General features: G+C 63.3%; 18 protein-coding genes and 1 pseudogene. 15 read left to right on the plus strand and 4 right to left on the minus strand.

The window, feature by feature from the left end; translation table 11 throughout:
* Positions 1-293: 293 nt before the first annotated feature.
* From PL79_RS21990 to PL79_RS22035, 10 genes are all read left to right on the plus strand, one after another.
* Complete coding sequence (locus PL79_RS21990) at positions 294-1,094, plus strand: Crp/Fnr family transcriptional regulator (protein WP_235879311.1); 801 nt, start codon at positions 294-296, stop codon at positions 1,092-1,094.
* Positions 1,095-2,171: 1,077 nt separating this feature from the next.
* Positions 2,172-3,419 (plus strand): ROK family transcriptional regulator, encoded by a 1,248-nt coding sequence (locus tag PL79_RS21995; RefSeq protein WP_044846997.1) that lies wholly within the window; start codon positions 2,172-2,174, stop codon positions 3,417-3,419.
* Positions 3,406-4,959, plus strand: a complete 1,554-nt coding sequence (locus PL79_RS22000; RefSeq protein WP_124572231.1) for a sugar ABC transporter ATP-binding protein — start codon at positions 3,406-3,408, stop codon at positions 4,957-4,959. The genes PL79_RS21995 and PL79_RS22000 overlap by 14 nt, the downstream gene beginning before the upstream one ends.
* A 40-nt stretch (positions 4,960-4,999) precedes the next feature.
* Positions 5,000-6,037, plus strand: a complete 1,038-nt coding sequence (locus PL79_RS22005) for an ABC transporter permease subunit (RefSeq protein WP_044848732.1) — start codon at positions 5,000-5,002, stop codon at positions 6,035-6,037.
* Positions 6,038-6,123: 86 nt separating this feature from the next.
* Complete coding sequence (locus tag PL79_RS22010) at positions 6,124-7,065, plus strand: ABC transporter substrate-binding protein (protein ID WP_044848733.1); 942 nt, start codon at positions 6,124-6,126, stop codon at positions 7,063-7,065.
* 33 nt (positions 7,066-7,098) lie between these two features.
* Positions 7,099-8,697 carry a glucose-6-phosphate isomerase gene (pgi, locus tag PL79_RS22015; protein ID WP_044848734.1) on the plus strand — a complete coding sequence of 533 codons (1,599 nt, stop codon included), beginning with the start codon at positions 7,099-7,101 and terminating at the stop codon, positions 8,695-8,697.
* Between the two features lie 16 nt (positions 8,698-8,713).
* Positions 8,714-9,646 (plus strand): carbohydrate kinase family protein, encoded by a 933-nt coding sequence (locus tag PL79_RS22020; RefSeq protein WP_044848735.1) that lies wholly within the window; start codon positions 8,714-8,716, stop codon positions 9,644-9,646.
* Positions 9,643-11,115 carry a glucose-6-phosphate dehydrogenase gene (gene zwf, locus PL79_RS22025; protein ID WP_044848736.1) on the plus strand — a complete coding sequence of 491 codons (1,473 nt, stop codon included), beginning with the start codon at positions 9,643-9,645 and terminating at the stop codon, positions 11,113-11,115. The genes PL79_RS22020 and zwf overlap by 4 nt, the downstream gene beginning before the upstream one ends.
* 62 nt (positions 11,116-11,177) lie before the next feature.
* Entirely contained in the window at positions 11,178-12,209 is a 1,032-nt protein-coding gene (locus PL79_RS22030) for a hypothetical protein (protein ID WP_082088751.1), read from the plus strand.
* Positions 12,210-12,555: 346 nt separating this feature from the next.
* The gene (locus PL79_RS22035; protein ID WP_044848738.1) at positions 12,556-13,659 is read left to right on the plus strand and encodes a porin; all 1,104 of its coding nucleotides are present in this window, start codon (positions 12,556-12,558) and stop codon (positions 13,657-13,659) included.
* 248 nt (positions 13,660-13,907) lie between these two features.
* Here PL79_RS22035 and PL79_RS22040 read toward each other — a convergent pair.
* From PL79_RS22040 to PL79_RS22055, 4 genes and pseudogenes are all read right to left on the minus strand, one after another.
* Positions 13,908-14,102: pseudogene (locus PL79_RS22040) on the minus strand (MFS transporter); the annotation flags it as partial.
* Positions 14,103-14,248: 146 nt separating this feature from the next.
* A complete protein-coding gene (locus tag PL79_RS22045) occupies positions 14,249-15,574 on the minus strand; it encodes a DNA alkylation repair protein (protein WP_328592068.1) in 1,326 nt (441 codons plus the stop codon).
* Between the two features lie 595 nt (positions 15,575-16,169).
* Positions 16,170-16,565, minus strand: coding sequence for a PIN domain-containing protein (locus PL79_RS22050; RefSeq protein ID WP_044847222.1), 396 nt, complete (start codon positions 16,563-16,565; stop codon positions 16,170-16,172).
* Positions 16,562-16,807, minus strand: a complete 246-nt coding sequence (locus tag PL79_RS22055; RefSeq protein WP_044847221.1) for an AbrB/MazE/SpoVT family DNA-binding domain-containing protein — start codon at positions 16,805-16,807, stop codon at positions 16,562-16,564. The genes PL79_RS22050 and PL79_RS22055 overlap by 4 nt, the downstream gene beginning before the upstream one ends.
* 215 nt (positions 16,808-17,022) lie before the next feature.
* Here PL79_RS22055 and PL79_RS22060 point away from each other — a divergent pair, with 215 nt between their 5' ends.
* The 5 genes from PL79_RS22060 to PL79_RS22080 are packed head-to-tail and all read left to right on the plus strand — an operon-like array spanning position 17,023 to position 24,614.
* A complete protein-coding gene (locus PL79_RS22060; RefSeq protein WP_082088681.1) occupies positions 17,023-17,856 on the plus strand; it encodes a WYL domain-containing protein in 834 nt (277 codons plus the stop codon).
* Complete coding sequence (locus PL79_RS22065; RefSeq protein WP_052664786.1) at positions 17,838-19,331, plus strand: Wadjet anti-phage system protein JetA family protein; 1,494 nt, start codon at positions 17,838-17,840, stop codon at positions 19,329-19,331. The genes PL79_RS22060 and PL79_RS22065 overlap by 19 nt, the downstream gene beginning before the upstream one ends.
* Entirely contained in the window at positions 19,328-19,990 is a 663-nt protein-coding gene (locus tag PL79_RS22070) for a DUF4194 domain-containing protein (RefSeq protein ID WP_052664784.1), read from the plus strand. The genes PL79_RS22065 and PL79_RS22070 overlap by 4 nt, the downstream gene beginning before the upstream one ends.
* The gene (locus PL79_RS22075) at positions 19,987-23,430 is read left to right on the plus strand and encodes an SbcC/MukB-like Walker B domain-containing protein (protein ID WP_052664782.1); all 3,444 of its coding nucleotides are present in this window, start codon (positions 19,987-19,989) and stop codon (positions 23,428-23,430) included. The genes PL79_RS22070 and PL79_RS22075 overlap by 4 nt, the downstream gene beginning before the upstream one ends.
* On the plus strand, positions 23,427-24,614 hold the full coding sequence (locus PL79_RS22080) for a Wadjet anti-phage system protein JetD domain-containing protein (protein WP_052664780.1): 1,188 nt from the start codon (positions 23,427-23,429) through the stop codon (positions 24,612-24,614). Before PL79_RS22075 ends, PL79_RS22080 begins: the two co-directional genes overlap by 4 nt.
* Positions 24,615-24,699: the final 85 nt, after the last annotated feature.

Consider the following 24,699-nt stretch of genomic DNA (forward strand, 5'->3'; position numbering starts at 1 on the left):
GATCGCAAACGTTGAATCGTCTGACCGTTGGCTCCCTGTACGTTGAAAATAATCCTACGCGAAAAATCCAGACATGGGTTCTCAATGCGCCGGTACAAACACCTAGCGCCCGCGTCTTGACAGTGAGTATGCCGGAACCTACTCTTAAGCGAACTTCGATTCTATTTAACGGAGCGACTGGCACCTCGGGATTTTCCGAACGGCACACCGACCTGTCAGCATGTGATTCGTGACGTTAGGAGTCCTCACGCAACGGCCCGCTACTGTTCCGAACGATGAACCAACTTTGTGGCATGCAAACCATCGACGCAAAGCGGGAAGCGCTGCCTCCGACCGCGGAGATGGCACGACCCTGCAACCGCGAAGATCTCGGCGTCCGAAAACATGACAACGGTTGCGGTAACCCCGCGGGCATCACCGTCGACGCATTTCTCGCCCGCTGCTCCTGGTACGTCAATCTGACTGACGGCCAAAGGGAGATGGTCAAGCGCGATTGCTTCGACAGGTCCTACGCTCCCGGTGCGATCGCTTGCCACCGGGGCGACGCCGTGGACCATTGGCTGGGCGTAATTGAGGGCATCGTCAAAGTCGATACCGCGTCAAAAAAAGGCCGTGTCGTCACGTTCGCGGGCATCCCGGCAGGCTCGTGGTTCGGGGAAGGCAGCGTCCTGAAGGACGAACCTCGCGCCTACTCCGTCACCGCGGTTCGTGACAGCCGGCTCGCCTTCATACCTCGTGCGACGTTTTTCTCGCTCCTGGAGAACAGCCATACATTCAGCCGTTATGTGATTGACCAACTCAACGCCCGATGCGGCTACTACATCGGTCTGGTTCAGAACTTACGTATACACGAGGCGCCCGCCCGCGTGGCGTTTTGCTTGACCGAACTTTTCAATCGGCAGCTACATCCTGCTACCGCGATGACATTGGGCTTCTCACAGGAAGAGATTGGTAGACTCTCCGGGCTCTCGCGTCAGAACGCAAATCGGGCTCTTCGCACGTTGGCTGATGACGGCCTAATCCTCGCCGAATACGGGGCGGTGCAAATTCTCGATCTCGAAGGCCTAAGAAAATTTGCACATTCGGAAGATTAAACCGAGCACTGGAGAGGTTCGGCGCCCCCATAAACGAAGCCCAACTTTACATTCGGAGATATGGTTGAACCACTCAGTCTTATAAGAACTTATGGATCTCCAAATTACCGGCCTCGAAAAGCGAACGTGGCCGCTCCAGCATGCCTTTCAAAGGCTCTCTAGAAGCATTTAATTCAGTGACGGATTGTGAGCTGATGCCACACACCTTCCCCCGACCTGCCCCACCGCTCGATGCCATGATCGGATCCCATTAGAGAGCTCCGGCCAGTGCCCCTTTACGCGCGCCGGCGGTACATGCAGGCGCATCCACTAGTGGGTAGCGGTAGGTGACTGATGCTGAGCTGTAACCGCTAAGCGTCACGGGGCCTTGTCATCCGACAACCTTCAACGACCCGTCTTCCCATAGCCCAGTCGTCCCACCGTCAGTTCTCGACCATGCTCGCGTGATCGAGTACGACGCACTCGGACCGCCACTTCACAGAGCCGCCGTCCGCGACGACCGCTGCTCTCTGCAATCGGACGTCGCTTTTGCGCAACAAATAGAGAGAACTACTCAAGCAAACTAATTCTGAGTACACGATTGAGTGTGGTGCAATACTTACTAATAGACATTTTTCTTATAAATCAATCGTTTAACAATATTTTTCGAGTCCTCTCCTGGGCACCATCTGTTTTCTAAAAAGGTCGGCTTTTAGCCGGCCTTTTTTCATTTCCGGCGCCGAATCGATACCAGGTTCACGCAGCGCCCAATACCGTCGCCGGTGACGCGCATGACGCGCCATCCTTCCTTCGCCACCTGCGCATCAGGACAAATCGCCCCCCGGCTTGCGCGACGAGACAGTCCGGCCGGCGATCCGCCGAGAGCGCGCGCCGGCCGCGATCCATCGCGCGAATTCGACATCGCCGGTCCCGCTGCACGCCGCGGTGGCCACCCGCCCGCGACAACCCAGACCCCTCCTTCGTCCCGGAACAAAACCGGGATTTCCCTAGGCTGACATGCCAGCGCTCATGCGGTTAAATAAATCAACATGATTTATTTAATGCGTCGACGTTCGACGCAACATGGAAGGAGACGCCATGCGAAGCCCGCACTTCGGTCAGGGCAGCAATTCGGCCAACGTGCGCCGTTACAACGAGCGCCTGCTGCTGAAGACGCTGCGCCGCGTGGGCAGCGCGTCGAAGGCCGACCTCGCGCGTCTCGCGAACATGACGAGCGCGGCGGTCGGCGGCATCATCGCGTCGCTCGCCGACGCGAAGCTGATCGAATCCGCCGGCCGCACCGAGGGCCAGCGCGGCCAGCCGGCGTCGCTGATTCGCCTCGATCCGCGCGGCGCGTTCGGCATCGGCGTCCATCTCGACCGGATGCGCATCGAGACGGCGCTCGTCAATTTCGCGGGCGACGTGCTCGGCCGCCGCTCCCACGACTGCCTGCTCCCACCGCCCGCCGACGTGCTCGACATCGTGCGGCGCGACATCGATGCGATGCAGGATCTGCTCCCCACGCATGAGCGCGCGCGCCTGACGGGCGTCGGCGTCGCCCAGCCGTACAACCTCGGCGCGTGGATGCGCGAACTCGGCCTCGCACCCGACACGTTCCGCGCGTGGGAAGACGTCGACTTCGCGAGCGACCTCGGGCGCACGCTGTCGCTGCCCGTGTTCGGCGAAAACGACGGCAACGCGGCCGCGATCGCCGAACTGTTCTACGGGTACGGCCGGCAGTGCGACGATTTCGTGTACCTGTTCATCGGTCCCGCGATCGGCGGCGGCATCGCGATCGACGGCGACTGCCTGCGCGGCGTGACCGGCAATGCCGGCGACATCGCCGTGATTCCGGTGCCACCGAGCCGGCTGGCGTCCGCGCCGCCGCCCCGCGGCCCGTGGGACATCCTGCTCGCCCGCGCATCGCTGCACGCGCTCGTGCGTCATCTGCGCCATCACGGCGAGACGGTCGAGAACCGCGCCGATCTCGAGGCCTGTATCGCGCGTGGCCTGCCGGCGGTCGACGAATGGATCGACGACTGTGTCGACGCGCTCGCGCCGGCATTGCGTGCGGTGCTGTGCGTCGTCGATGCGCCAGTGGTCGTGCTCGACGCCGATACCGACGCCGGCCTGCTCGATGCGGTGACGACCCGCCTGCGCGCGGCGCTCGTCGCCACCGCGCCGGAAGCGCGCGGCACGCCGACGCTCGTGCGCGGCTCGTTCGGCGCCGACGCCGGTGCGATCGGCGCCGCGACACTGCCGATGTTCTTCAACTTCTCTCCACGGGCCGGCATCCTCAAGGGCGCCCGCACCGAATCGCAGGAGGTCAACCATGTCGCGTTCTGAGTCCCCCCGGCCGCTGCTCGAGATGCGCGGCATCAGCAAGACCTTCCCGGCCGTGCGCGCGCTCGACAACGTCAGCCTGACCGTCTATCCGGGCGAGATCCATTCGCTGATGGGCGAGAACGGCGCGGGCAAGTCGACGCTGATGAAGATCCTGTCGGGCGCGTACCGCGCCGACGCCGGCGGCGAGATCCTGATCGACGGCGCGCGCATCGACGTCGACGGCCCGCTCGCCGCGCGCGATGCCGGCGTCGCCGTGATCTACCAGGAGCTGTGCCTCGCGCCGAACCTCACCGTCGCGGAAAACATCTACGTCGGCCGCGAACTGCGCCGCGGCAACCGCCGCTGGGGCACCATCGACCGCGCGGCGATGGCGCGCGGCTGCCAGGACGTGCTCGCGCGCCTCGGTGCGCCGTTCGGCCCCGACACGCTGGTCGGCACGCTGTCGATCGCCGAGCAGCAGCTCGTCGAGATCGCGCGCGCCGTGCATACCCGCGCACGCATCCTCGTGATGGACGAACCGACGACGCCGCTGTCGTCGCGCGAAACCGAGCACCTGTTCGGCCTGATCCGCCAGCTGCGCGAGGAAGGTCTCGCGATCATCTACATCAGCCACCGGATGGCCGAAATCTACGAACTGTCCGACCGCGTGTCGGTGCTGCGCGACGGCTCGTACGTCGGCACGCTCGAGCGCGCGTCGCTGTCGGCCGAGCGGCTCGTCGCGATGATGGTCGGCCGCGACATCTCCGGCTTCTACAAGAAGGAACACGCGCCGTACGATCCCGGCCACCTGCTGCTGTCGGTGCGCGACATCGCCGACGGCGAGCGCGTGCGCGGCTGCAGCCTCGACCTGCATGCGGGCGAGGTGCTCGGCATCGCCGGGCTCGTGGGCGCGGGCCGCACCGAGCTCGCGCGGCTGATCTTCGGCGCGGAGCCGCGCACGCGCGGCGACGTGAAGCTGGGCGAGCGCACGTTCGGCGCGCATTCGCCGCGCGACGCGATCGACGCGGGCCTCGTCTATCTGACGGAAGACCGCAAGCGCCAGGGCCTGTTCCTCGACATGAGCGTGCGCGACAACATCAACATCTCGGTGTGCAACCGCGATGCGCGGCTCGGCGCGCTCGATCTCGCGCGCGGCGCCACGCGCGCGCGCGACGCGATCGCGTCGCTGTCGATCCGCGTGCCGAACGCGAACGTCAACGTCGGCGCGCTGTCGGGCGGCAACCAGCAGAAAGTGCTGCTGTCGCGCCTGCTCGAGACGAAGCCGCGCGTGCTGATCCTCGACGAGCCGACGCGCGGCGTCGACATCGGCGCGAAATCCGAGATCTACCGGATCATCAACGAACTGGCCCGCGCGGGTGTCGGCGTGATCGTGATCTCGAGCGAGCTGCCGGAGATCATCGGCGTCGCCGACCGCGTGCTCGTGATGCGCGAAGGCGAGATCGCCGGCGAACTCGGCGGCCACACGCACACGCCCATCACGCAGGAAGCGATCATCGCGCTCGCCACCGGCTCGCAGGCCGAGCTCGCCGACGCGCACTGACCACGGCCCCTTCATTTCCTTCTTCCTTCAAGGTACCGACATGATCAACCCGACCAAGCAGCGGAACCTCGCGTCCGCGACGGCCCATCCGGTCGCCAACCGTACGCCGCTGATGCGCGGCGCCGATCATCGCGCGCGCATGCAGTCGCTGCTGCGCACCGCCGGCATGCTGCCGGTGCTGCTGGTGCTCTGCATCGGCTTCGGCTTCATGACCGACGGCTTCTTCACGCTGCAGAACCTGTCGATCGTCACGCAGCAGGCGTCGATCAACATCGTGCTCGCCGCCGGCATGACCTTCGTGATCCTGACGGGCGGCATCGACCTGTCGGTCGGCTCGGTGCTCGCCGCATCGGCCGTCGCCGCGCTCATCGCGTCGACCATCCCCGGCTGGGGCTGGCTCGGCGTGCCGATCGCGCTCGCGGTCGGCCTCGTGTTCGGCGCGATCAACGGCGGCCTGATCTCGTTCCTGCGCCTGCCGCCGTTCATCGTCACGCTCGGCGCGATGACGGCCGTGCGCGGCGTCGCCCGCCTGATCGGCAACGACACGACCGTCTTCAACCCGCAACTGCCGTTCGCGTTCATCGGCAACGGCACGATCCTCGGCGTGCCGTGGCTCGTCGTGATCGCGTGCGCGGTGATCGCGCTGTCGTGGTTCATCCTGCGCCGCACGGTGCTCGGCATGCGGATCTATTCGGTCGGCGGCAACCCGGAAGCCGCACGGCTGTCGGGCATCAACGTGCGCGCGATCCAGCTGTTCGTGTATGCGGCGTCGGGCCTGCTCGCCGGCCTCGGCGCGGTGATGTCGGCCGCGCGGCTCTATGCGGCCAACGGCCTGCAGCTCGGCCAGTCGTACGAACTCGATGCGATCGCCGCGGTGATCCTCGGCGGCACGAGCTTCGTCGGCGGCGTCGGCTCGATCGTCGGCACGCTGATCGGCGCGCTAATCATCGCGGTGCTGACCAACGGCCTCGTGCTGCTCGGCGTGTCCGACATCTGGCAATACATCATCAAGGGGCTCGTGATCATCGGCGCGGTCGCGCTCGACCGCTATCGCCAGCGCGACTCGGCCCGCACCTGATTCGTATTCCTCACCACTCGACCATCGGGGCGCAGGCAGGTCCTCCTGCACCCATCTGCCAACGGACCTTCCGGAGACACAACGACATGTTCAAGCAAAAAGCCGCCCTGACCGCCGTCGCCTGCGCGCTCGCCTTCGGCGCCGCCGCCGCCCACGCAGCCGACAAGCCGCTGAAATCGATCGGCGTCACGGTCGGCTCGCTCGGCAACCCGTACTTCGTCACGATCGTGAAAGGCGCCGAGGCGCGTGCCAAACAGCTCAACCCGAACGCGAAGGTCACCGCGGTCTCGGCCGACTACGACCTGAACAAGCAGTTCACGCAGATCGACAACTTCATCTCCGCGCACGTCGACATGATCCTGCTGAACGCGACCGATCCGAAGGCGATCGAGCCGGCGGTAAAGAAGGCGCAGGCGGCGGGCATCACGGTCGTCGCGGTGGACGTCGCGGCGGCCGGCGCGAACGCGACCGTGCAGACCAACAACGTGAAGGCCGGCGAGCTGGCATGCGACTACCTTGCGAAGAAACTCAACGGCAAGGGTAACGTGATCATCGAGAACGGCCCGCAGGTGTCGGCCGTGATCGATCGCGTGAACGGCTGCAAGACCGTGCTCGCGAAGAACCCGGGCATCAAGCTGCTGTCGAGCGACCAGGACGGCAAGGGCTCGCGCGAAGGCGGGATGAATACGATGCAGGGCTACCTGACGCGCTTTCCGAAGCTCGACGGCGTGTTCACGATCAACGACCCGCAGGCGATCGGCAGCGATCTCGCGGCGAAGCAGCTGAACCGCCCGAACATCGTGATCACGTCGGTCGACGGCGCGCCCGACATCGAAGTCGCGCTGAAGTCGAACACGCTCGTGCAGGCGTCGTCGAGCCAGGATCCGTGGGCGATGGCGCAGCAGGCCGTCAACGTCGGCTACGGGATCATGAACGGCCAGAAGCCGGCCAACCCGATGATCCTGATCGAGCCGACGCTCGTCACGCGCGACAACGTGAAGGCTTACAAAGGCTGGAGCTCGCACTGACCCGTCCCAACGCATCCCAGGCCTGACACGACCATGACCTCACTGACCCAAACGCGCGCGTGGCGCGCGCTCGCCAGCCATCGGGACGCGTTGTCCGGCGTCTCGATTCGCGCACGATTCGACCGCGACCCGGCACGCGCATCGCGCTTCAGCCTCGAGGCGGCCGGGCTTTTCGTCGATTACTCGAAGAACCCCGTCGACGACGAAACCATCGCCCTGCTGGTCGCCCTCGCCCAGGAGGCGGGCGTCGATGCGCATCGCAACGCGATGTTCGCCGGCGAGCGCATCAATCGCACGGAGAACCGCGCGGTGTTGCACGTCGCGCTGCGCGACCGTTCGGGTGCGCCGCGTATCGTCGACGACGTCGACGTGTCGCGGCAGGTCAGCGACGTGCTGGCCCGGATGCGGCGCTTCTCCCACGCGGTTCGCTCGGGTGAGTGGCGCGGCCACACGGGTCGCGAGATCACCGACGTCGTCAACATCGGCATCGGCGGCTCGGACCTGGGGCCGAAGATGGTGTGCGAGGCGCTCAAGCCTTACGCGCACGAACGGTTGACGGTGCATTTCGTGTCGAACGTGGACGCAGCCGACATCGCCGAAGTGCTCAAGCGCGTGAACCCGGAGACGACGCTGTTCATCGTGTCGTCGAAAACGTTCACGACCCGTGAGACGCTCCTGAACGCCCATACCGCCCGCGCCTGGCTGCTCGACAGCGGCGCGCCGGACGCGGCGATCGCCCGCCACTTCGTCGCCGTGTCGACGAATGCCACGGCCGTTGCGGAATTCGGCATCGATACCGACAACATGTTCGCGTTCTGGGACTGGGTGGGCGGACGCTACTCGTTGTGGTCCGCCATCGGGTTGCCGATCGCGATCATGGCCGGCATGGACGCGTTCGAGCAACTGCTCGACGGCGCGCACGCGATGGACCGTCACTTCGCGCAAGCACCGCTTGCCTGCAACCTGCCCGTCCTGCTCGCCCTGATCGGCATCTGGCATCAGAACTTCCTCGGTACGACGAGCCAGTTGATCGCGCCATACGACAACTATCTGCACCGGTTGCCCGCGTACCTGCAGCAGCTCGACATGGAAAGCAACGGCAAATCGGTGACGCTCGGCGGCGAGCGCGTCGATTACGCGACCGGCCCGGTCATCTGGGGCGAACCGGGTACGAACGGGCAACACGCGTTCTTCCAGCTCCTGCACCAGGGTACCGCGATCATTCCGACCGACTTCATCGTGTGCATGCGGCCGCATCACGCGTTCGATCATCACCATGCCGTCCTCGTCGCAAACTGTTTCGCGCAGTCGGAGGCCTTGATGAACGGATCGCGCTCGACGACCGAACCGCATCGCAATTTCGAAGGCGACCGGCCCACGAACACGATCTGCCTGGACACGCTCGATCCGGCATCCCTCGGCGCGCTGATCGCGTTGTACGAACACAAGGTATTCGTGCAAGGCGTGGTATGGCGGATCAATTCGTTCGATCAATGGGGCGTCGAACTCGGCAAAAAGCTCGCGGTCGCGATCGAAGGCGAGTTACTCACCCCCGCGCAGATTCACTCGCACGACGGCTCGACCAACCAACTGATCAACCGCTTCAAGACGCGGCGCCACGCTGCGGCCTGATCTCCCGAATCCCATCATGAAGCTACCGCGACTGGTCATCTTCGGCGAAGCCCTGACCGATTTCATTCGAGACGACACGAACCGCTGGCACAGCGTTGCCGGCGGCGCATGCTGGAACGTCGCGCGCGTCGGCGCGCGCCTCGGCACGCCGACCGGCTTTGCCGGTGCCGTGAGCGCCGACATATTCGGCGACGAGCTCATGCGAAAGAGCGCCGAAGCCGGCCTCGACATGCGCTTCACGCAGCAGGTCGACCGCCCGCCGCTGCTTGCGATGGTGGTCGAGACGCGGCCGCCGAAATATTTCTTCATCGGCGAGAATAGCGCCGACCTCGCGTTCGATCCCGCCGCGTTGCCTTCGGACTGGCTCGACGCCGCCGAAATCATTCATTTCGGCTGTCTCGGCCTGGTGCGCGAGCCCCTCGCCTCGCGTCTGATCGACATTGCGCTCGCGGCGCGCGCCGCCGGCAAGCGGATTTCGTTCGATCCCAACTTTCGCGCGCCGATGGCCGACCCGTCGTACCGCGACACCTTGCGCACGATGATCGGTCTCTCGGACTACATCAAGGTGTCCGACGAAGATCTCGCCGGCCTGTTCCCGGAATTCGACGAGGCAGCCGCACTCGCGCAAATCCGTGCGTGGGCGCCGCAGGCTGCGGTGCTCGTCACGCGCGGCGCGGCCGGCATGGAACTCTTTGCCGGTGACGAAACGCTCGTTCAACCGGGCTTCAAGGTCACGGTCGCCGACACGGTCGGCTGCGGCGACGCGTGCGTCGGCAGCTGGATGGCGAGCCTGCTGACGCGCCCGGACGCGCCCGCGACGGAACATCTTCGATTCGCCGCCGCCTGTGCGGCGCTCGTCGCGTCGCACGCCGGCGCCTATGCGCCGACGGCGGCCGAAGTACATGCGCTGATCGAATCGGCCAACGCAGCCACGAGCGAAACGCCATGAATGCGCACCTCCCGTTCTCCGATACCCAGGCTCCGTTCGAATTCGTGCTGTTCGGCGGCACCGGCGATCTCGCGATGCGCAAGATCCTGCCGGCGCTCTACTCCGCTCACCGCGATGGCCTGCTCGCCCCCGCGGGACGCATCATCGCGGTTGCGCAGAACGAACTCGATACCGCCGGCTACCTCGACTGGGTCGACGTGTCGGTGCGACCGCATCTGACGCAGGCCCGGTTCGACGAAAGCGCGTGGCGCGGCTTCCGCGAACGGCTCTCGTACGTGGCGCTCGACGCAAGCCAGGCCGGCGCCTTCTCGCGTCTGGCCGACGCGCTCTCGCCGGCGTCGTCGCGCCAGATCTTCTATCTGGCGACCGGGCCATCGCTGTTCGTGCCGATTTGCCGCGCGCTCGCGCAGGCTGGGCTCGCTCCGCCGACCTCGCGAATCGTGCTCGAAAAACCGTTGGGCTACGATCTCGCGTCGTCGACGGCGATCAACGATGCGGTCGGCCAGATTTTTTCCGAAGAGCAGATCTACCGGATCGATCATTACCTCGGCAAGGAAGCCGTGCAAAACTTGTTCGCGCTGCGGTTCGCCAACGTGATGTTCGAGCCTCTGTGGCGCCGTGAATGGATCGACAACATTCAGATCACGGTTGCCGAGGAACTCGGCGTCGGCGGGCGCGGCGGGTTTTACGACCAGACCGGCGCGCTGCGCGACATGGTGCAGAACCATCTGCTGCAGTTGCTTGCGATCGTCGCCATGGAACCGCCTCAGTCGATGGAAGCCGACGCCGTGCGCGACGAGAAGCTGCGCGTGCTGCGCGCGCTCAAGCCGCTCACCGAGGAAGCCTTGCATCAGAGCGTCGTGCGCGGACAGTATCGCGCGGGGGTGGTCCGCGGAGAGTCGGTACCGGGTTACCTCGACGAATCCGGGATCCGGGCCGACAGTCCGACCGAGACGTTCGTCGCGCTCAAGGCCGAGGTCGAAAACTGGCGCTGGGCCGGCGTGCCGTTCTTTCTGCGCACCGGCAAGCGGCTGGCGCGACGCGTGGCTGAAATCGTCGTCACGTTCAAGCGCCCGCCGCATTCGACGCTCGGTCCGACGGCGCTGCTGGCAGGCTCGAACCGGTTGACGATCCAGCTGCAACCGGACGAATCGATTCGCCTGAGCACGCTCGCGAAGCGGCCGGGGCTCGGCATGACCTTGCAAGGTGTCTACCTCGATCTCGCGTTCGACCGCTTCTTTCGGCAAGACCGGATGGAGGCGTATCAGCGCCTGTTGCTCGACGTGATCGCCGGCCGGCTCGCGCTGTTCGTGCGTCGCGACGAACAGGAAGCCGCATGGCGCTGGGTCGCGCCGATTCTCGACCTGAAAGCGGCGCCCAAACCCTATTCGGCCGGAAACTGGGGGCCTGCGCAGGCCAGCGCGTTGCTGGCGAGATACGGCACCTGCTGGAGCGAGGAAGAGAACTGATCCGCTCCGGCATGCCTCTTCCTATCGTGGAAGCGTTTTCTCCGACTACACCTGACGAAGCAATGGATACAGTCTGGCATCTCAAATGGGCGCACGGCGCGTTCGATCTCCATGCAGCAGGAGGTATGCTCGGCGGCGTTGCATTACAGCAAGGCGGCCGCACGATCCGTCCGTTTTACGAAGCGCCGTGGCTCGGCCAGGCCGAGCCGCAACCCGCGGGGCTGCTGGGCGTCATGCGAAGCGAATTCCCGTGCGTGCCATTCGGTGTTCCCTACTCTCCCGACCTACTGCCCCCCGGCTGGCGGAAGGCCGCCGCAACGCCGATCGTCCCGGATGACGTCGCACTCGACACCAGCGACGACCTTCAGCATGGTTACGGCTGTACCGGCGTGTGGTCACTCGTGAGGCAAACCGCGCACGAGATCGAAATTGAAATCGAATACCCCGAGACCTCGTCGATCGCACGACTGACTCGCATCGTGCGCGCCGATCCGGCTTGCGCTGCCTTCGACATCGTTCTCCGTATCGAAGCACGCAAGTCGGCTCGCTGCCCCATCGGTCTGCATCCGAATCTCGCGCTGCCGACGCTCACCGGCGCGTTTCGAATCGAGCCCGGCACGTACCGTTTCGGCATGGTGCACCCGGCAGGTCCAGAACCGCGCGTATCGAGCGCGCTGGCCGGCGCGACGTTCGAATCACTCGAGCGCGTACCGCTCGGCGAGGGCAGCTTCGGTGCATTCGACCAGCTGCCGCTCGCGCAGCCCACGGAAGAAATCCTGCAGCTCTGCGGAATCGACGGTTCCGTCACGATGACCGACGCCGTCGCCGGCGCACGCTATCGCCTGACCTGGGATGCCGATGCGCTGCCGTCGCTGCTGTTGTGGATCAGCAACCGCGGACGTGCGTATGCGCCGTGGAACGGCCGCAACCTCTGCGTGGGCATCGAGCCGGTCGCGAGCGCATTCGAGCTTGGCCGTGCGGCATCGCTCGCGCCCAATCCGATCAATTCCCGCGGGGTCCGGACGGCACTTGCATTGAATCCTGACACGCCAACTGAAATCGCCTACCGATTCGAGGTGCTCGCCGCACGTTAGGCGTGCATCGTGGATCGGACCGATCGCGCTGCAGATCGTCGGCAAGGGACGCCGGGCAAGCCCGGCTTCATGAGCGTCAGACCGTCCGGCATTTCATATATGAATAGTTGTACTACGTGACTCTCCCGTAGTTTCGTCCCACATCAATACCGACCAAGGAGACCTTTTCGTCCAGTTTGCCTGGCTGGACATGCCGCAAGCGAAGAACATTTCACTTTCCCTGTTGATACGCGATCCGTTTTTCACGACAGATAATTTCGTTTTCCTTAATTTATTCAATAAAAAACTGACCGGGTCTGTTGTGCCGCAGTCACACGTTTTCTTTCTGACAGGTTTGGAGCCAATTATGAAAAAAGCAATACTCGCCGCCACGTTGATGTCCGCAGGCATCGTCGCCCACGCACAAAGCAGTGTCACGCTCTACGGCCGCCTCGACGCCGGCATCGAGTACCTGAGCGGCATTGCCAACGGCAACGGCGGCACGACGAGCCGCTGGCGTGCCGAAAGCGGCGACTGGGGCACCAGCCTGTGGGGCTTGAAGGGCTCCGAGGATCTCGGCGGTGGAAACAAGGCGGTCTTCCACCTCGAGGGCTCGTTCAATGCGATGAACGGCAGCCTCGGCGGCACCGGGTCCATTTGGGATCGCTGGGCAACGGTCGGTTTTTCCAACGACGCTTACGGCACGCTGCTGCTCGGCCGCGAGCTCTCGATTTCGAACGGATTGTGGGACTTCGATCCGCTCGGCCAGACGTCCTGGTCGTCCGGTTCGCTCGTGCGCGGGCGCAACTGGAACAAGACGAGCAACAACATTTCGTACCAGTCGCCGAGCTTCTACGGTTTCGACGTGTACGGCCAGTATTCGCTGTCGAACGCCACCAGCTGGAATGGTAACGGCACGACCGCACAAGGTCGTGCCGACGGCCTGCAACTGACCTACACGAATCCGTACTTCCAGGTGCGCGGCATCTACGACGAGGCGCGCGACGTCAATGGCAAGTTCTCGGACGTGTTCAACTATTCCCGGGAGTACTTCGCGGGCGTGAACGTATTCCTCGGCCAGTTCAAGCTGCAGGCGGCCTATCAGGCCTCGCACGCGAACGGCGCGCCGACCGCCAACAACGGGATTACGTCGACGCAGCAGGTCTGGGGCGGCGTCACGTGGCAGGCGACGCCGGCTGCGGCCTTGACCGGTGCCGTCTATCACGTCAACGCGAACCATGGCGGCGGCAACGCCAACATCTATACGGTTGGCGGCACGTACAACATCTCGAAGCGCACGCTCTTCGACATGCAGATTGCTACCGTTCGCAACAGCAAGAACGCGAACTTCGGTCTGGAGTCGAACGCGGCGGGTGCCGGCGGCCCGATCGCCGGCGGCGGCTACAACGACAATCCGACACCCGGGCATAGCCAGACGGGTGTCTATGCGGGCATCCAGCATTTGTTCTGATGCGATCTCGCACACGGGCTAGAAGCGCCATGCAATGCCGCTGCTAGCCCGTGTCCGGGTGCGATGCGCCGTCAGGCCATCGCACCGCACGCATCGACAGAATGCCAGGCCTGGAATCGATCGGAATGCGCGCCGGGCCAGCCGCCCGGACGCATGACGACACCCGCCGTGGCGACGCGGCAATCAGCCAGGCAAGCGAAACGGAATTCACGGGCAGGCCGGGAATGGCATGAAGAGGGAAAGCACCTTCACGACGACGTAGCCGACAGATCGCCCGGCTTGCCGCACACGCCGCTCAGCGAGCGCGCATGGCCGAGCCAGAGCACGAGCGAGCCCGTCGACACGGCGTCCGGCACGACGAATGCGGTCGGATAACCGAAGTGCTGCGCGAGCACGCCGCCCAGCGCCGGACTGAGCGCCGCGCCGATACCCTGCGCGGTAAGGCACTTGACCTTGAATCGTGCCTCCACCATGAGCCAGTACCCGCAAGGTTCTCCAATTCGGCCCCGTCAAACCGGAATTTGCGCCACCCGCCCGAACACTCGATAGGCTCTAAAAAGCAGACGCGATACGCTCCGGGCAAGGCCACTTACACGACAAGCTCGAAGAACGATTGCGCGACGACCTGGCCGTTGACGATCAGCTCGACCTCGTGCCGGCCCGCATAGTGCCGGCGCGTAGTGAAATCGCGGATCGCCCGGTTGTGCCTCAGCGTGACGCGCTCGCCGGGTTCGAGAATCAGCCCCTTCAGCTTGAACACCTTCGGCGAGGCCTCGCCATTTTGCTTCACGTACGCGATCCGGTAATCGACGACGAGCCGCTGCGCGACGTCGGCCGTGGAATGCAGCTCGCAGTCGAGCGCGATCGACTCGCCGAGCGCCACCTGCGCGGGCATCACGCCGAACGGGCCGACGGCGATGCGCGGCGCGCTTTCGGCGCCGAGTATCGCGAGCGCGCACGCATCGCCCTGCTTCACGAGCGTGCGCAGCGCATGCCGGACGATCCAGCGCGTATGCGGATGATCGTCGCCCCATCGTTCGGCGCAATCGAGCACCCAGGCCGGATGCGATTTCGCCACATCGTTCAGGTGATTCGCGACCGAGCGGCGCACGTATGCGCTCGGGTCCGCGCGAAGCGTGTCGAGGATCCGTGCCGCGAGCGCCGGGTCGGCCTCGATCTCGCGCAGACGGAACGACCACGGCAAGCGCGGGCGGCTTCCCTCGCTGGCGAGCCGGCGCACGGCATCGTCCGCATCATGCGACCAGGCCTCCATCGTCGCGAGCGCGCGCGCCGTATCGATGCGCAGGAATTCGCGCACCGCGAATTCCGACGTGCCGAACAGCGTGAAGCATTTCAGCGCGTCCATCGAACGGTCGAACGCGTGCCGACCGTACTGCCCGACATAGTCGGGCGCGACGAGCGACACGAATCCGCGGCCCAATCGTGGCGCCGCCTCCTGCAGCAGCGCCAGCACGGCGTCGTATCCGCCGGGCAATGAACGCGCCGCCGCGTCGATCGCGACGCTGGCGCGCCTCACACGCTCCATCAGCGTCAGGTCGCCAAGGCCGTCAAGCGCCGTCGCCAGAAATGCCTCCCGGTCGAACGCAGGTTCGATCGCATGCAGCACGTCGGACAGCGTGCGGAATCGCTGCTCGGACAGCGAATCTTTCAGCAGGACGGGAACTTGAGTGGTGGTCATGACGGAAGGGAGACGCGGTGCGCCACTGATCGATGGATACGAAAGCGCACAGTATCGCCGAAGCCCATGCCATTTCCTGTCAGTAGACCGTGACCGGCCGGAACACGCTCGCGCGGGACGCAGCCGACTCGTGCTCATCGGCGCACTGGGTTTCACGCTCGACGGCATCGCGCGGCTATTGGCGATGACCGCGCGTCGGTCGTCGAGCGCGCCCACGTCTTGCCGAACGGCTTGTCGCGTTGCTTGCCACTGATACTGACACGAACAGACCAGATTTTCCCGCCGGCCGGCCCCACGCGCAGGGACGGTCCGCGCCGTCCGACAGGAAAGACCGCTTTCCGGTCGCCTTCGCAGCCTCGATTTGCCTGACCGTCAACGGACTCGTGATCGTCCTCCATCGATATCGTGCCCCGATCGGCCCACGCCTCCCGAGCAGAGCCGCCCCCACACCACGAACCCTGAAAAACACGAAAAAGTTGCGGTTCGGAGAGGATTTCCGCGGCAGTGGTCGGATCATCCATTTCCGGAAAACCCTTGTCAGACGGGGCTCTGACGGATTTCAGCGGCCCCGGCCGGATCACCCGGAAAGTAATCGCAATTCATATAACTTTGAATCATGGCTGTGTCCCGAGGCAATGCCAGTAAGGCTTTACGCTCCGCCCCCAAAAATCGAACTTCCCTTACCCCAGTCGAACACTAAAAAAACACTAAAAAGCAGCCGCGACGAAGCCCCAGATCCGGCGAGCGCGGGAAGTCGGCAGCGTTCTCGGCAGCATCCGAACTACTCGTCGTGTATGAGTGATCGGTACGATTACTTGATCAACTGCATCCCCGCGACCTTCGAGGCAGACACGTCGAAAGTAGCCGTGTACTCGCACTCGGCTACATGCCCGGAACGCTCGATCAGGCAGTCCGCGAAATCCGCCTTTGAAGATGCGAAAACGCGAAGTGCCTTACGTACCGTGTCAGCACTTTCGACGACCAGTTCTTTGGTCCCGATCATTGATTCGACGATGTCCTTCATCTGCTCTCGTTCGACACCGTAGCAGCGCCCAAGTACCCAGACGACCTCGATTAATGCGACCTGCGAAACATATCCCGGCCGCTCGGGCGACAGGGACTCCATCAGTGCCGTCGCCTTCTTCGACTGAACTTCATCGTCTTGCGCGAAGTAGCGAACTAGCACGTTTGTATCCAGTCCGATCATCGCGCTGACGCCCCCTGCTCGGCGATGGCCTGATTCATGTCGTCAATCGACACCGGTTTCTCAGGCTTCTTCACAACGCCCTTGAGCTCCACGAGCGAGCGCGTCGCTGGATAGACCTCGTACCGGCCTGTCGCCTCATTGAAGCTAAATTCGATCCGGTCGCCGGCCTCCAAGCCAAGCTGATTACGCACGTCCACCGGGATCGTGACCTGCCCCTTTGAAGTAATAGTTGCTGCTGTCATAGTGACACCTCCTGATTCCTTACTTTATGGTAAGGAAAACCAAAAAGCAAGAATGACTTCCATACGTACCGGACCGCCAACCCTAAATCCTCGGCCTGGATCATTATTTCCACCTCCATGCCTAGATCGCTCACTCTCCAGTCATACAGGATATGGATTTACATATCATATGTTTTTGCATACCATATCGATGACCAGTAGGAGGCAACGTCGACATGTCTATTGAGGGCCGTCAGGAAAGAGAGGCCAAAGTTGGCCGGATCCTTCTCTGGGAAGGTCGGGTCAGTCGCGGCAGGCTCGTCACTGAGTTTGGATTGAGTCCTATACGAGCCAGCGAGTGGCTTCGCGACTTCCGTGAGTCCTATCCGGATTGGGTGACCTGGGACAGCAAGCGCAAGGCGGACGTGGCGACCTCCATGGCATACTCTGACGCCGAACGCGCCGCGCACGCCTCGCGGTCAAGCGCCATTAGCGCCATGCTGGCCCCACATGCCCTGAACGCGCCGGGCAAGCCACTTTCAATTTCGTGGGACTTTGCCCACACCTCGCCACGTATCTTCTCCCGGTTAAGCCTGGCCATCGCGGATCACCTCAGAGTGAAGTTCCTCTATTGCTCCATGAATAACCCGGAGCCACACGAGCGAATCGTCGAGCCTCACAGCCTGTTACGAGCGGGACGACGGTGGCATGTTCGCGGCTACTGTCTGCATCGGCAAGATTTCCGTGACTTCGTATTAGGGCGAATGAGCAATATCAAACTGCTCTCAGATCCCAGCTTGATAGATGTCTCGACCGACGTCGCCTGGTCCACAGTTCTTCAGGTCAGGATTACCGCTCACCCTAGCCTAGCCCCATCGCAGCAACTGGTTGTCAGAAATGAATACTTCAATGGGGCCTCGGCGCGAATCGAAAGCTGCAGAGCAGCCCTCCTGAAATACATGGTGCAGGAACTCATGGCAGCGACGGACATCAATCGACAGATGCCCCCCGACTATCAAATGGCGGTTGAGAACACGGAGGAGTGCCAGCAATGGCTGTTCATGACCTAACCGATCAAATTCGCCAAGAGAAGGTGGCCGAACGCTATCCGCCGCTCTTCAAACGCCTGCCCGACCGCCTTTTCGCGCCGCTGGCCTCAGCCAATCGCTTCCAATATTGGACATTGCTGTGCGTGCTGCACGCCAAACGCTTCGGACCGGAGGCCCCATTGCCGCCGAGCACCGGCTTCTTGATGCGCGAAATCACTGCCGACATCGCCGAGGAACTCCAGTACCAGGATTGGACTCCGGAAGGCGATGACGTGACGCCAGCCACACCGCTGGCGATCCGAGCCATCATGGTCTTCAACCGCTTGCGCGATGCGGGGTGGATTCGCGTGGACCGAGTGGGCGTGCGCGAGATGGTGACGATGGCACCCGCCGTCGCCCAGTTCATGAACCGCCTAGTCGAGTTCGCTCACACCGGCCCGGAATTCGTCTCTGGCAAAGTCCGCAGCATCGAAGCCAACCTGAAGCTGCTTCTGGACGAGAGTACAGATGGGGCCTCGCTACAGGAGGCAGCCCGCCAGTCGCGCGCCCTACTTGAACACGTCCGCATTGCAGGTACGAATGTGCGCGATCTGATGTTGGAGATCGGTCGCGTCGACGCCACCGGCGAGTTCGTGCGACGCTTCTTCGACGACTACGTCGAGCGCATGTTCATCGGCGACTACAAGGAACTGCGTACACGCGAGCATCCCCTGGCCCGGCGCCAAGAGATCCTACGCATGGTGGCCCATATCCAGCAGACGCAAGACCTGCGCGCTCGGCTAATCCAGTGGTACCTCGAGAAGCAGGCTGGCCGCGACCCTACCCGCGCTGAAGCCATGTTCGAGCGCGACATCCAGAAGGTAGAGGATCTGCGCCGGATCGACGAATACCTGGATCGGCTGGACGACGAAATCCGGCGCGCCAACAAGCTGGCGTTGGCCTACCTAGACTACCGGCTTCGGGCCGCCCGCCCCCTCGACGAATTGATCAATCAAGCCATCGACACCGTTGTCAAGCAGGGCACCAAGGCGGCGGCACTGGCACCGTTTGCTCCCGGAGACTGCATCGGTGGCGAACGGCTCGCTTCGCCCCGCGTCGAGACCAAGCGTCCGCCGCCCGGCGGACTACGCAAACAAACGATGTCCCCGGAGCAGGAGGCCAGGGCCCGCCTGGCCCTGATGGCTCGGGACCGGCGCACTATGTCGCTGCCAAAGCTCGCGGCGTTTGTGCGCCAACAGCTAGGCGAGGCTGATGCAGTGCCCAGCACCGCCCTCCAAGTGAATAACGTTGAGTCAATCCGAGCGCTACAGGTCTTGTGCACGATTGCTACAGCGAACGCGACGTCCAGCAAGGTGCTGCGCGCCAACGCACGGGCAATGAGCAGCGGATTCACCACGGTCCGGATGGAAGGCGCGGAGGTTCAGAGCCAGGGCATCTCTCACCTGCCCTTCACGATCGCAAGAACAATCAAGCCTGCCAAGGGAGGAAGCCAATGAGTTTCTGGACGGATGCGGCTACGGCCACCAAGAACGTCGTCACCGAGGATGATTTCGAGGCAGCGGCGAATCGACTAATCACCGAACAGGTCTTGTACGCCGCGGATCGCGCCAGCAAGGTGGCCTACGGGCTGATCCGCGACTTCGAGCGTGAGTTCAAGCGGGCTCTGGAACCCCTGGGCTACATCGTGCGTGTCAACAGCCAACTGCGATATGCCTGCGCTATCCCCAAACACGCCAAGGCCTCGCCGGTCACCGTGGACCAGACGCTGCTCGCACTGGTGCTACGCAAAATCTTCGACGAGGAGACTCGATCCGGGCACCATGATGAGAACGGCGAGGTGGCCTGTGATCTGGTCACGCTGGAGTTCAAGTACAAGCAAATGACCGGGGGCCGCGAGTTGGCCACTGGAGGGAAGCTCGCCACGCTGATCCAGTGGATGCGGCGCTGGGGCCTCGCCCGGGTGTCGGACGAGGACGGCAACCAGTTCGGTCACGATACGGATCAACCATACGTGGTCATCATCCGCCCCGGCATCGCCGAGGTCCTAGGAGAGGCGGCGCTGGCACGCATCGCCCTGTTCACCAGCCCCGACGCCGAGGTGGACAGCGTGACCCCTGCGGTCGCCTCCACCACGGAAGAAGGCGGTGCCGTATGAAGAAGCTGATCCGGATCCGAGTAGTCCAGTTTTTCTTGTACGAAATGCGTGATGTCGAAGTCGGCACAAACTGCGGCATCTTCGGCGCCAACGGCAGCGGCAAATCCTCGCTCCTGGACGCCGTGCAAATCGTGATGCTAGGGGCCAACGAGAGCCGCGGTAGCGCCGGCGTCGCCTTCAATGCACAAGCGGACGAGTCCAACCACAACAGCCGCAATATCCGCAGCTATTGCCTAGGCCAGTACGGCGACTCACCGGATGCGCGCGTTCGCGACAGTGCCAACACCTACATCACCCTAGTCTGGGAAGACACGACGACTCAGGAAATTGTCTCGACCGGTGTCAGCATCTACGTGAGCGCCGACCGCGAGAAGTCCGACGTGCAGGGTCGCTACATTCTTCCCGCGGACATCGCGCTTAGCGACCATCTGGAACTGGTCGATGGCGAATATCGGCCACGGCCATGGGCGAGCTTCAGACAGATGCTCTCACAACGTGCTCACGGCGAGGAAGTGCTCTTCCATGACTCCGAGCGCTTCGTCAACGCGATGCTGTTCCGGCTAAGGGGCACACGTGGTGCGCCGCGCTTGGATGCCTATCGCCAAGCGTTCCGTTTCGGCCTGCGCATGAAGTTCGACAGGAGCGTCGACGACATCGTCCGCCAGCAGGTGCTGGAGACCCGGCCGACCAACATCAAGCGATTCAAGGAAGTGCTACACACTTTCCAGGAGATGGCCGCCCTCGTGCGCAACGTGCAGGACAAGCTCGACGAGGCTGAATTGATCGAGACGGATTTCGCCGATGCACACCGACGCAACAGCCATTCGGTCTCGCTCGCTGCCTTGGCCCAAGCTGCAGAACTCGAGGTTGCCAACGAGGCGGTGACCGCCGCAGAGGAAGCCGAGGGCCGGGCATCAGCAGCACTGGAAGCCGCCAATGCGCGACGTGACGAAATCAACCGTCAGGTCGAAGCGGCCGAACAACACGCGCGCGATAGCGCCTCTGCTCGGGACAAGCACGCGTCCCACGCGGACGCTGCGTTGCTGCGGGAAAGCCTCGCCAAGATACAAAACCGGCTCACTGAACAAAGGACCGGACTGCATCGCAGCATCAAAGCCATCGGTAGGGCTATCGACGCGCAGATCCCTGGCAAGCTCGTCGCCAACAGCGACGAGGCCACGGCACTGGCGCTCAAGGACGTCCACGCACTGCTAGACGGGGATAACATCAGCAGACGCGATGCAGTAGAGGCGACAGTCCGCAAGGCGCTGCGCGCAGCCAAGCTATTAAGCAACGAGGTGTTCGAGGAGATGCAGTCCGTTGGTCGCGTGCAGACGGCAACCGAGGCCGAGCTCGCCGCCGTCCAAGATAACCAGGAGCGTATCGCCAAGGGCAAGCCCCCTCTGGAGGGGCCGGCTGCGGCGCTCAAACGCGCGCTAGCCAACGCTGGCGTGGACGCTACTCCGGTGTGCGACCTGGTGCGTGTCGACGACCCAGACTGGCAACCTGCCATCGAGTCCTATCTGGGTACGTCAAACATGCAAGCCCTGCTAGTTGACGAGACCGACGAGCGCAAGGCATTCCGGGTGTCGCGTCAGGCTGCGATCTACGATGCGAAGGTCGTGATGCCCAGCAAATTCTCCGGTCGCAGCAGCCCCAGGCGCGGTGCCGTGGCAGAGCTAATCAGTGGTAACAGCGCCGCAGCGGTCAACTACCTGCGATCCAAGTTCGGTGACACGCAACGGGCGGAAACTGAGGACGAATGCTTCGCTCATCGCTTCGCATTGACCAAGGACGGCATGTTGCTGGCTGATGGCGAGATGGTACGCAAGAAGCCGGGGAATCCCGCCCTCTTCAAGATCGGCCCGACCTCTGCAGCGACTCGCACTTCTATCGCCGAACAAGCCCGTCAGCTCCAAGAGAAAATTGATGACCTCAAGGAAAGGTACGCCAAGCTCAAGCAGCTCTTGAATAACCTTGGCCCATTCGTGGGTGGAGAGCAGGAGAAGATTCATGAGGTTCTCGAAATCTTCGATCGGGTGATCAAAGAGGCTGCCGACGAGGAGGATCTGACGCAGCGTCTGCAAGCCCTCGATACTGACGAGTATCGCCAGTTGGTGCAGGTAGCTGAAGCAGCAGAAGCCACCCTGGCCGATGTGCGCAAACAACTTCTTGCTGCTGCCAAGGCGGTCGGTGCAGCAGAGACAGCATGTCAGCAAAAGCGCGAAGACACCAAGACGAAGCAGACCCGGGCCGTTACCCAGAACGGAATCGCTGAAGCAGCACGTGCGGTTGACGGCTACGACGCCGACTACGCATCAGACCAATGGGAAAGGCTATTGACACGCCAGGGCCTGTCTTTCAATGAGATCGTCGCCGATTGCAAACACCGCGGCAACCGCGCTGAGACTGACTCCCGTCAGAAATGGTCCAGTGCCATGCAGAAGCTGTCGGCGTTCCTTGTCAGGCATAACGAGTTCATGCCTGCCGGGACCCAGGACGACTGGCGCAGCGCCCGCGCTTGGCTGGACGCACGGGTCATAGTCCTAACCGAGACGGGCCTGCGCGAAAATAAGGCTCGGATGGAAGATGCCCTGAGCGCCGCCAAGAGCACCTTCCGCAACGACGTTGCGGTGGCTCTGCACGAGCACCTTGAGTGGTTGAGCGACACCGTCAACCGAATGAACGAGGCCCTGCGCCTGGCGCCGATGTTCACCAACAACGAACGCTACCAGTTCCGCTCACATGTGCGACCTGCTTTCGCCGTGCTGCTGAAGTTCATCAAGGATGTCGCCCAATACGGCCCGACCGAGGACTTGCTCGGCGGTGCCGGAGAGCTGCCCAAGGAGTTCGAAGAGCTGATGCGCGAAAAGACGGTCACCGGGGCGGCCGCGATGAAGTCCCCCCTGGACGACTATCGCGAGTTCTTCGACTTCGACATCGAGGTACTCCGCGAAGAGACCTCCACTGGCACGACCAAGCACATCGGCTGGCTTAGCAAACGTGTCGGGTCCGGCTCTGGTGGCGAGCATCGCGCTCCGCTGTATGTGATCGCGGGTGCCGCACTTTCGTCAGCCTATCGGCTGGAGCGCGGCGACGATACCGGTATCCGGCTGCTGGTGATTGATGAGGCCTTCATCAAGATGGACCCGAGGAATATCGTAGCCACCATGCGCTATTTCGAGGAGCTTGGCCTGCAGGTCTTCATGGCCAGCACAGGCGACGCCTTGGGTAGCCTGACCGCCTTCCTTGATCGCTACTACGACATCATGCGCGATGCCGAGAGCAATGTGGTGGTACTGGAGGGCCACGACGTATCCCCCGAGACGCGCGAGATGTTCCGCGCCGACCTGCCTGAATTCAACCGGGAACTGATCGAAGCGGAGATCAGAAGGCAATACCTACCGCAGGCCGACTCGACGGAAGATGCCGCAGCATGAGCCGCCAAGACCAGACCGAGATGGATCCGCTGGCCAGAAAGGCGTTGGAGCGACTACTAAAGTCTGCTGACAAGCACGCAGCCGGCGCAGCCGTGCGGCGGCCCGCCCTGACGGACTCCGCGCTGTCCGAGTACCACGAGTTGCGCGGTTTAAAGGCCAAAGAGGACTTCGAGGCGGTGATGGCCTACGCTCAGGCCGAGGGCGCAATCATGGTCCTGCGCCCTCGGAGGGATCCCCAGGGGCTCATTGAGCGCGTCGAACTGATTGACGTCGACAAACTGGCTTCGATCTTGGGCAAGGTGCCACATGCGGTGCGAGTCCAGTCGGCAAGACAGGCTCTCGCCTCGCACCTCGGCGAGCACCCGATCTTGAACGACGTCTTGTCTAGTTGGGAGAGGCTCAAGAAGGTCCGTGGCACGGGGCCCGACGCTGCCGCCAACTGGACAATGGCTTGCGACGTCATCACATACTGCCAGGCTCAGGTGGCGCTCGGCGCCACTGAAACGCCGGTGAGGGACGCCAGCGCACGCCTGTTCAAAAATAGCAAGTGTATCGAGTCCCTCGTGCCTTGCCTCGATGCACTGCTGGCGAGCAACATCGACGACGACGCGCGCCCGGATGCTGAAGTATTGCAGGAGCTCGGCCTCTACCGCGAGCCGCAGCCAGCGCGTCTGGCCGGCAACATCGTGGTCCGCCGGGAGCGCGGTTCGTTCCCGCTGGACTGCCCCTACTGCGCCTTGCCTCCGTCCACGGTCCTGGGGCTCGGGTCAATACCCAGCAAGGTGCTGACCATCGAGAACCAGACAACGTTCCACGTGTGGGCGCGCCAGCACTGTGACTCAGATGTGCTGTGCCTCTACACGGCTGGAATGCCCTCCCCCGCATGGCGGGCAATGTACCTCCGGTTGCTCTCCAAGCTCCCGGATTCAACTCCAGTGCTGCATTGGGGCGACGTTGACGAAGGCGGTTTTCGGATCGCCGCCGTCCTGAGTCGTTGTGCAGCCGAGGCCGGCCATACCCTCCTGCCGTGGAAGATGAGTCCATTAGAAGTTCCTGAGTCGATGCGCCGGGCTGCACCGATACACACCGTCGATAGGATGGTCAAATACGCTCGGGAGACCGGGTGGGACAGTATTGCGTATGAGTTGGCGGAAGCGAAGCTTGTCGCCGAGCAAGAAGGCTGAGCTGGTACAAGCGAAGTACCTCGGCTTGGAACAAGGTCGTTTCCCGCCCTCAAGTCGCAAAAGCGTGGTTTGGGTTGCAAAGAAT

It is taken from the genome of Burkholderia sp. USMB20, from assembly GCF_000949135.2.
Lineage (GTDB): Bacteria > Pseudomonadota > Gammaproteobacteria > Burkholderiales > Burkholderiaceae > Burkholderia.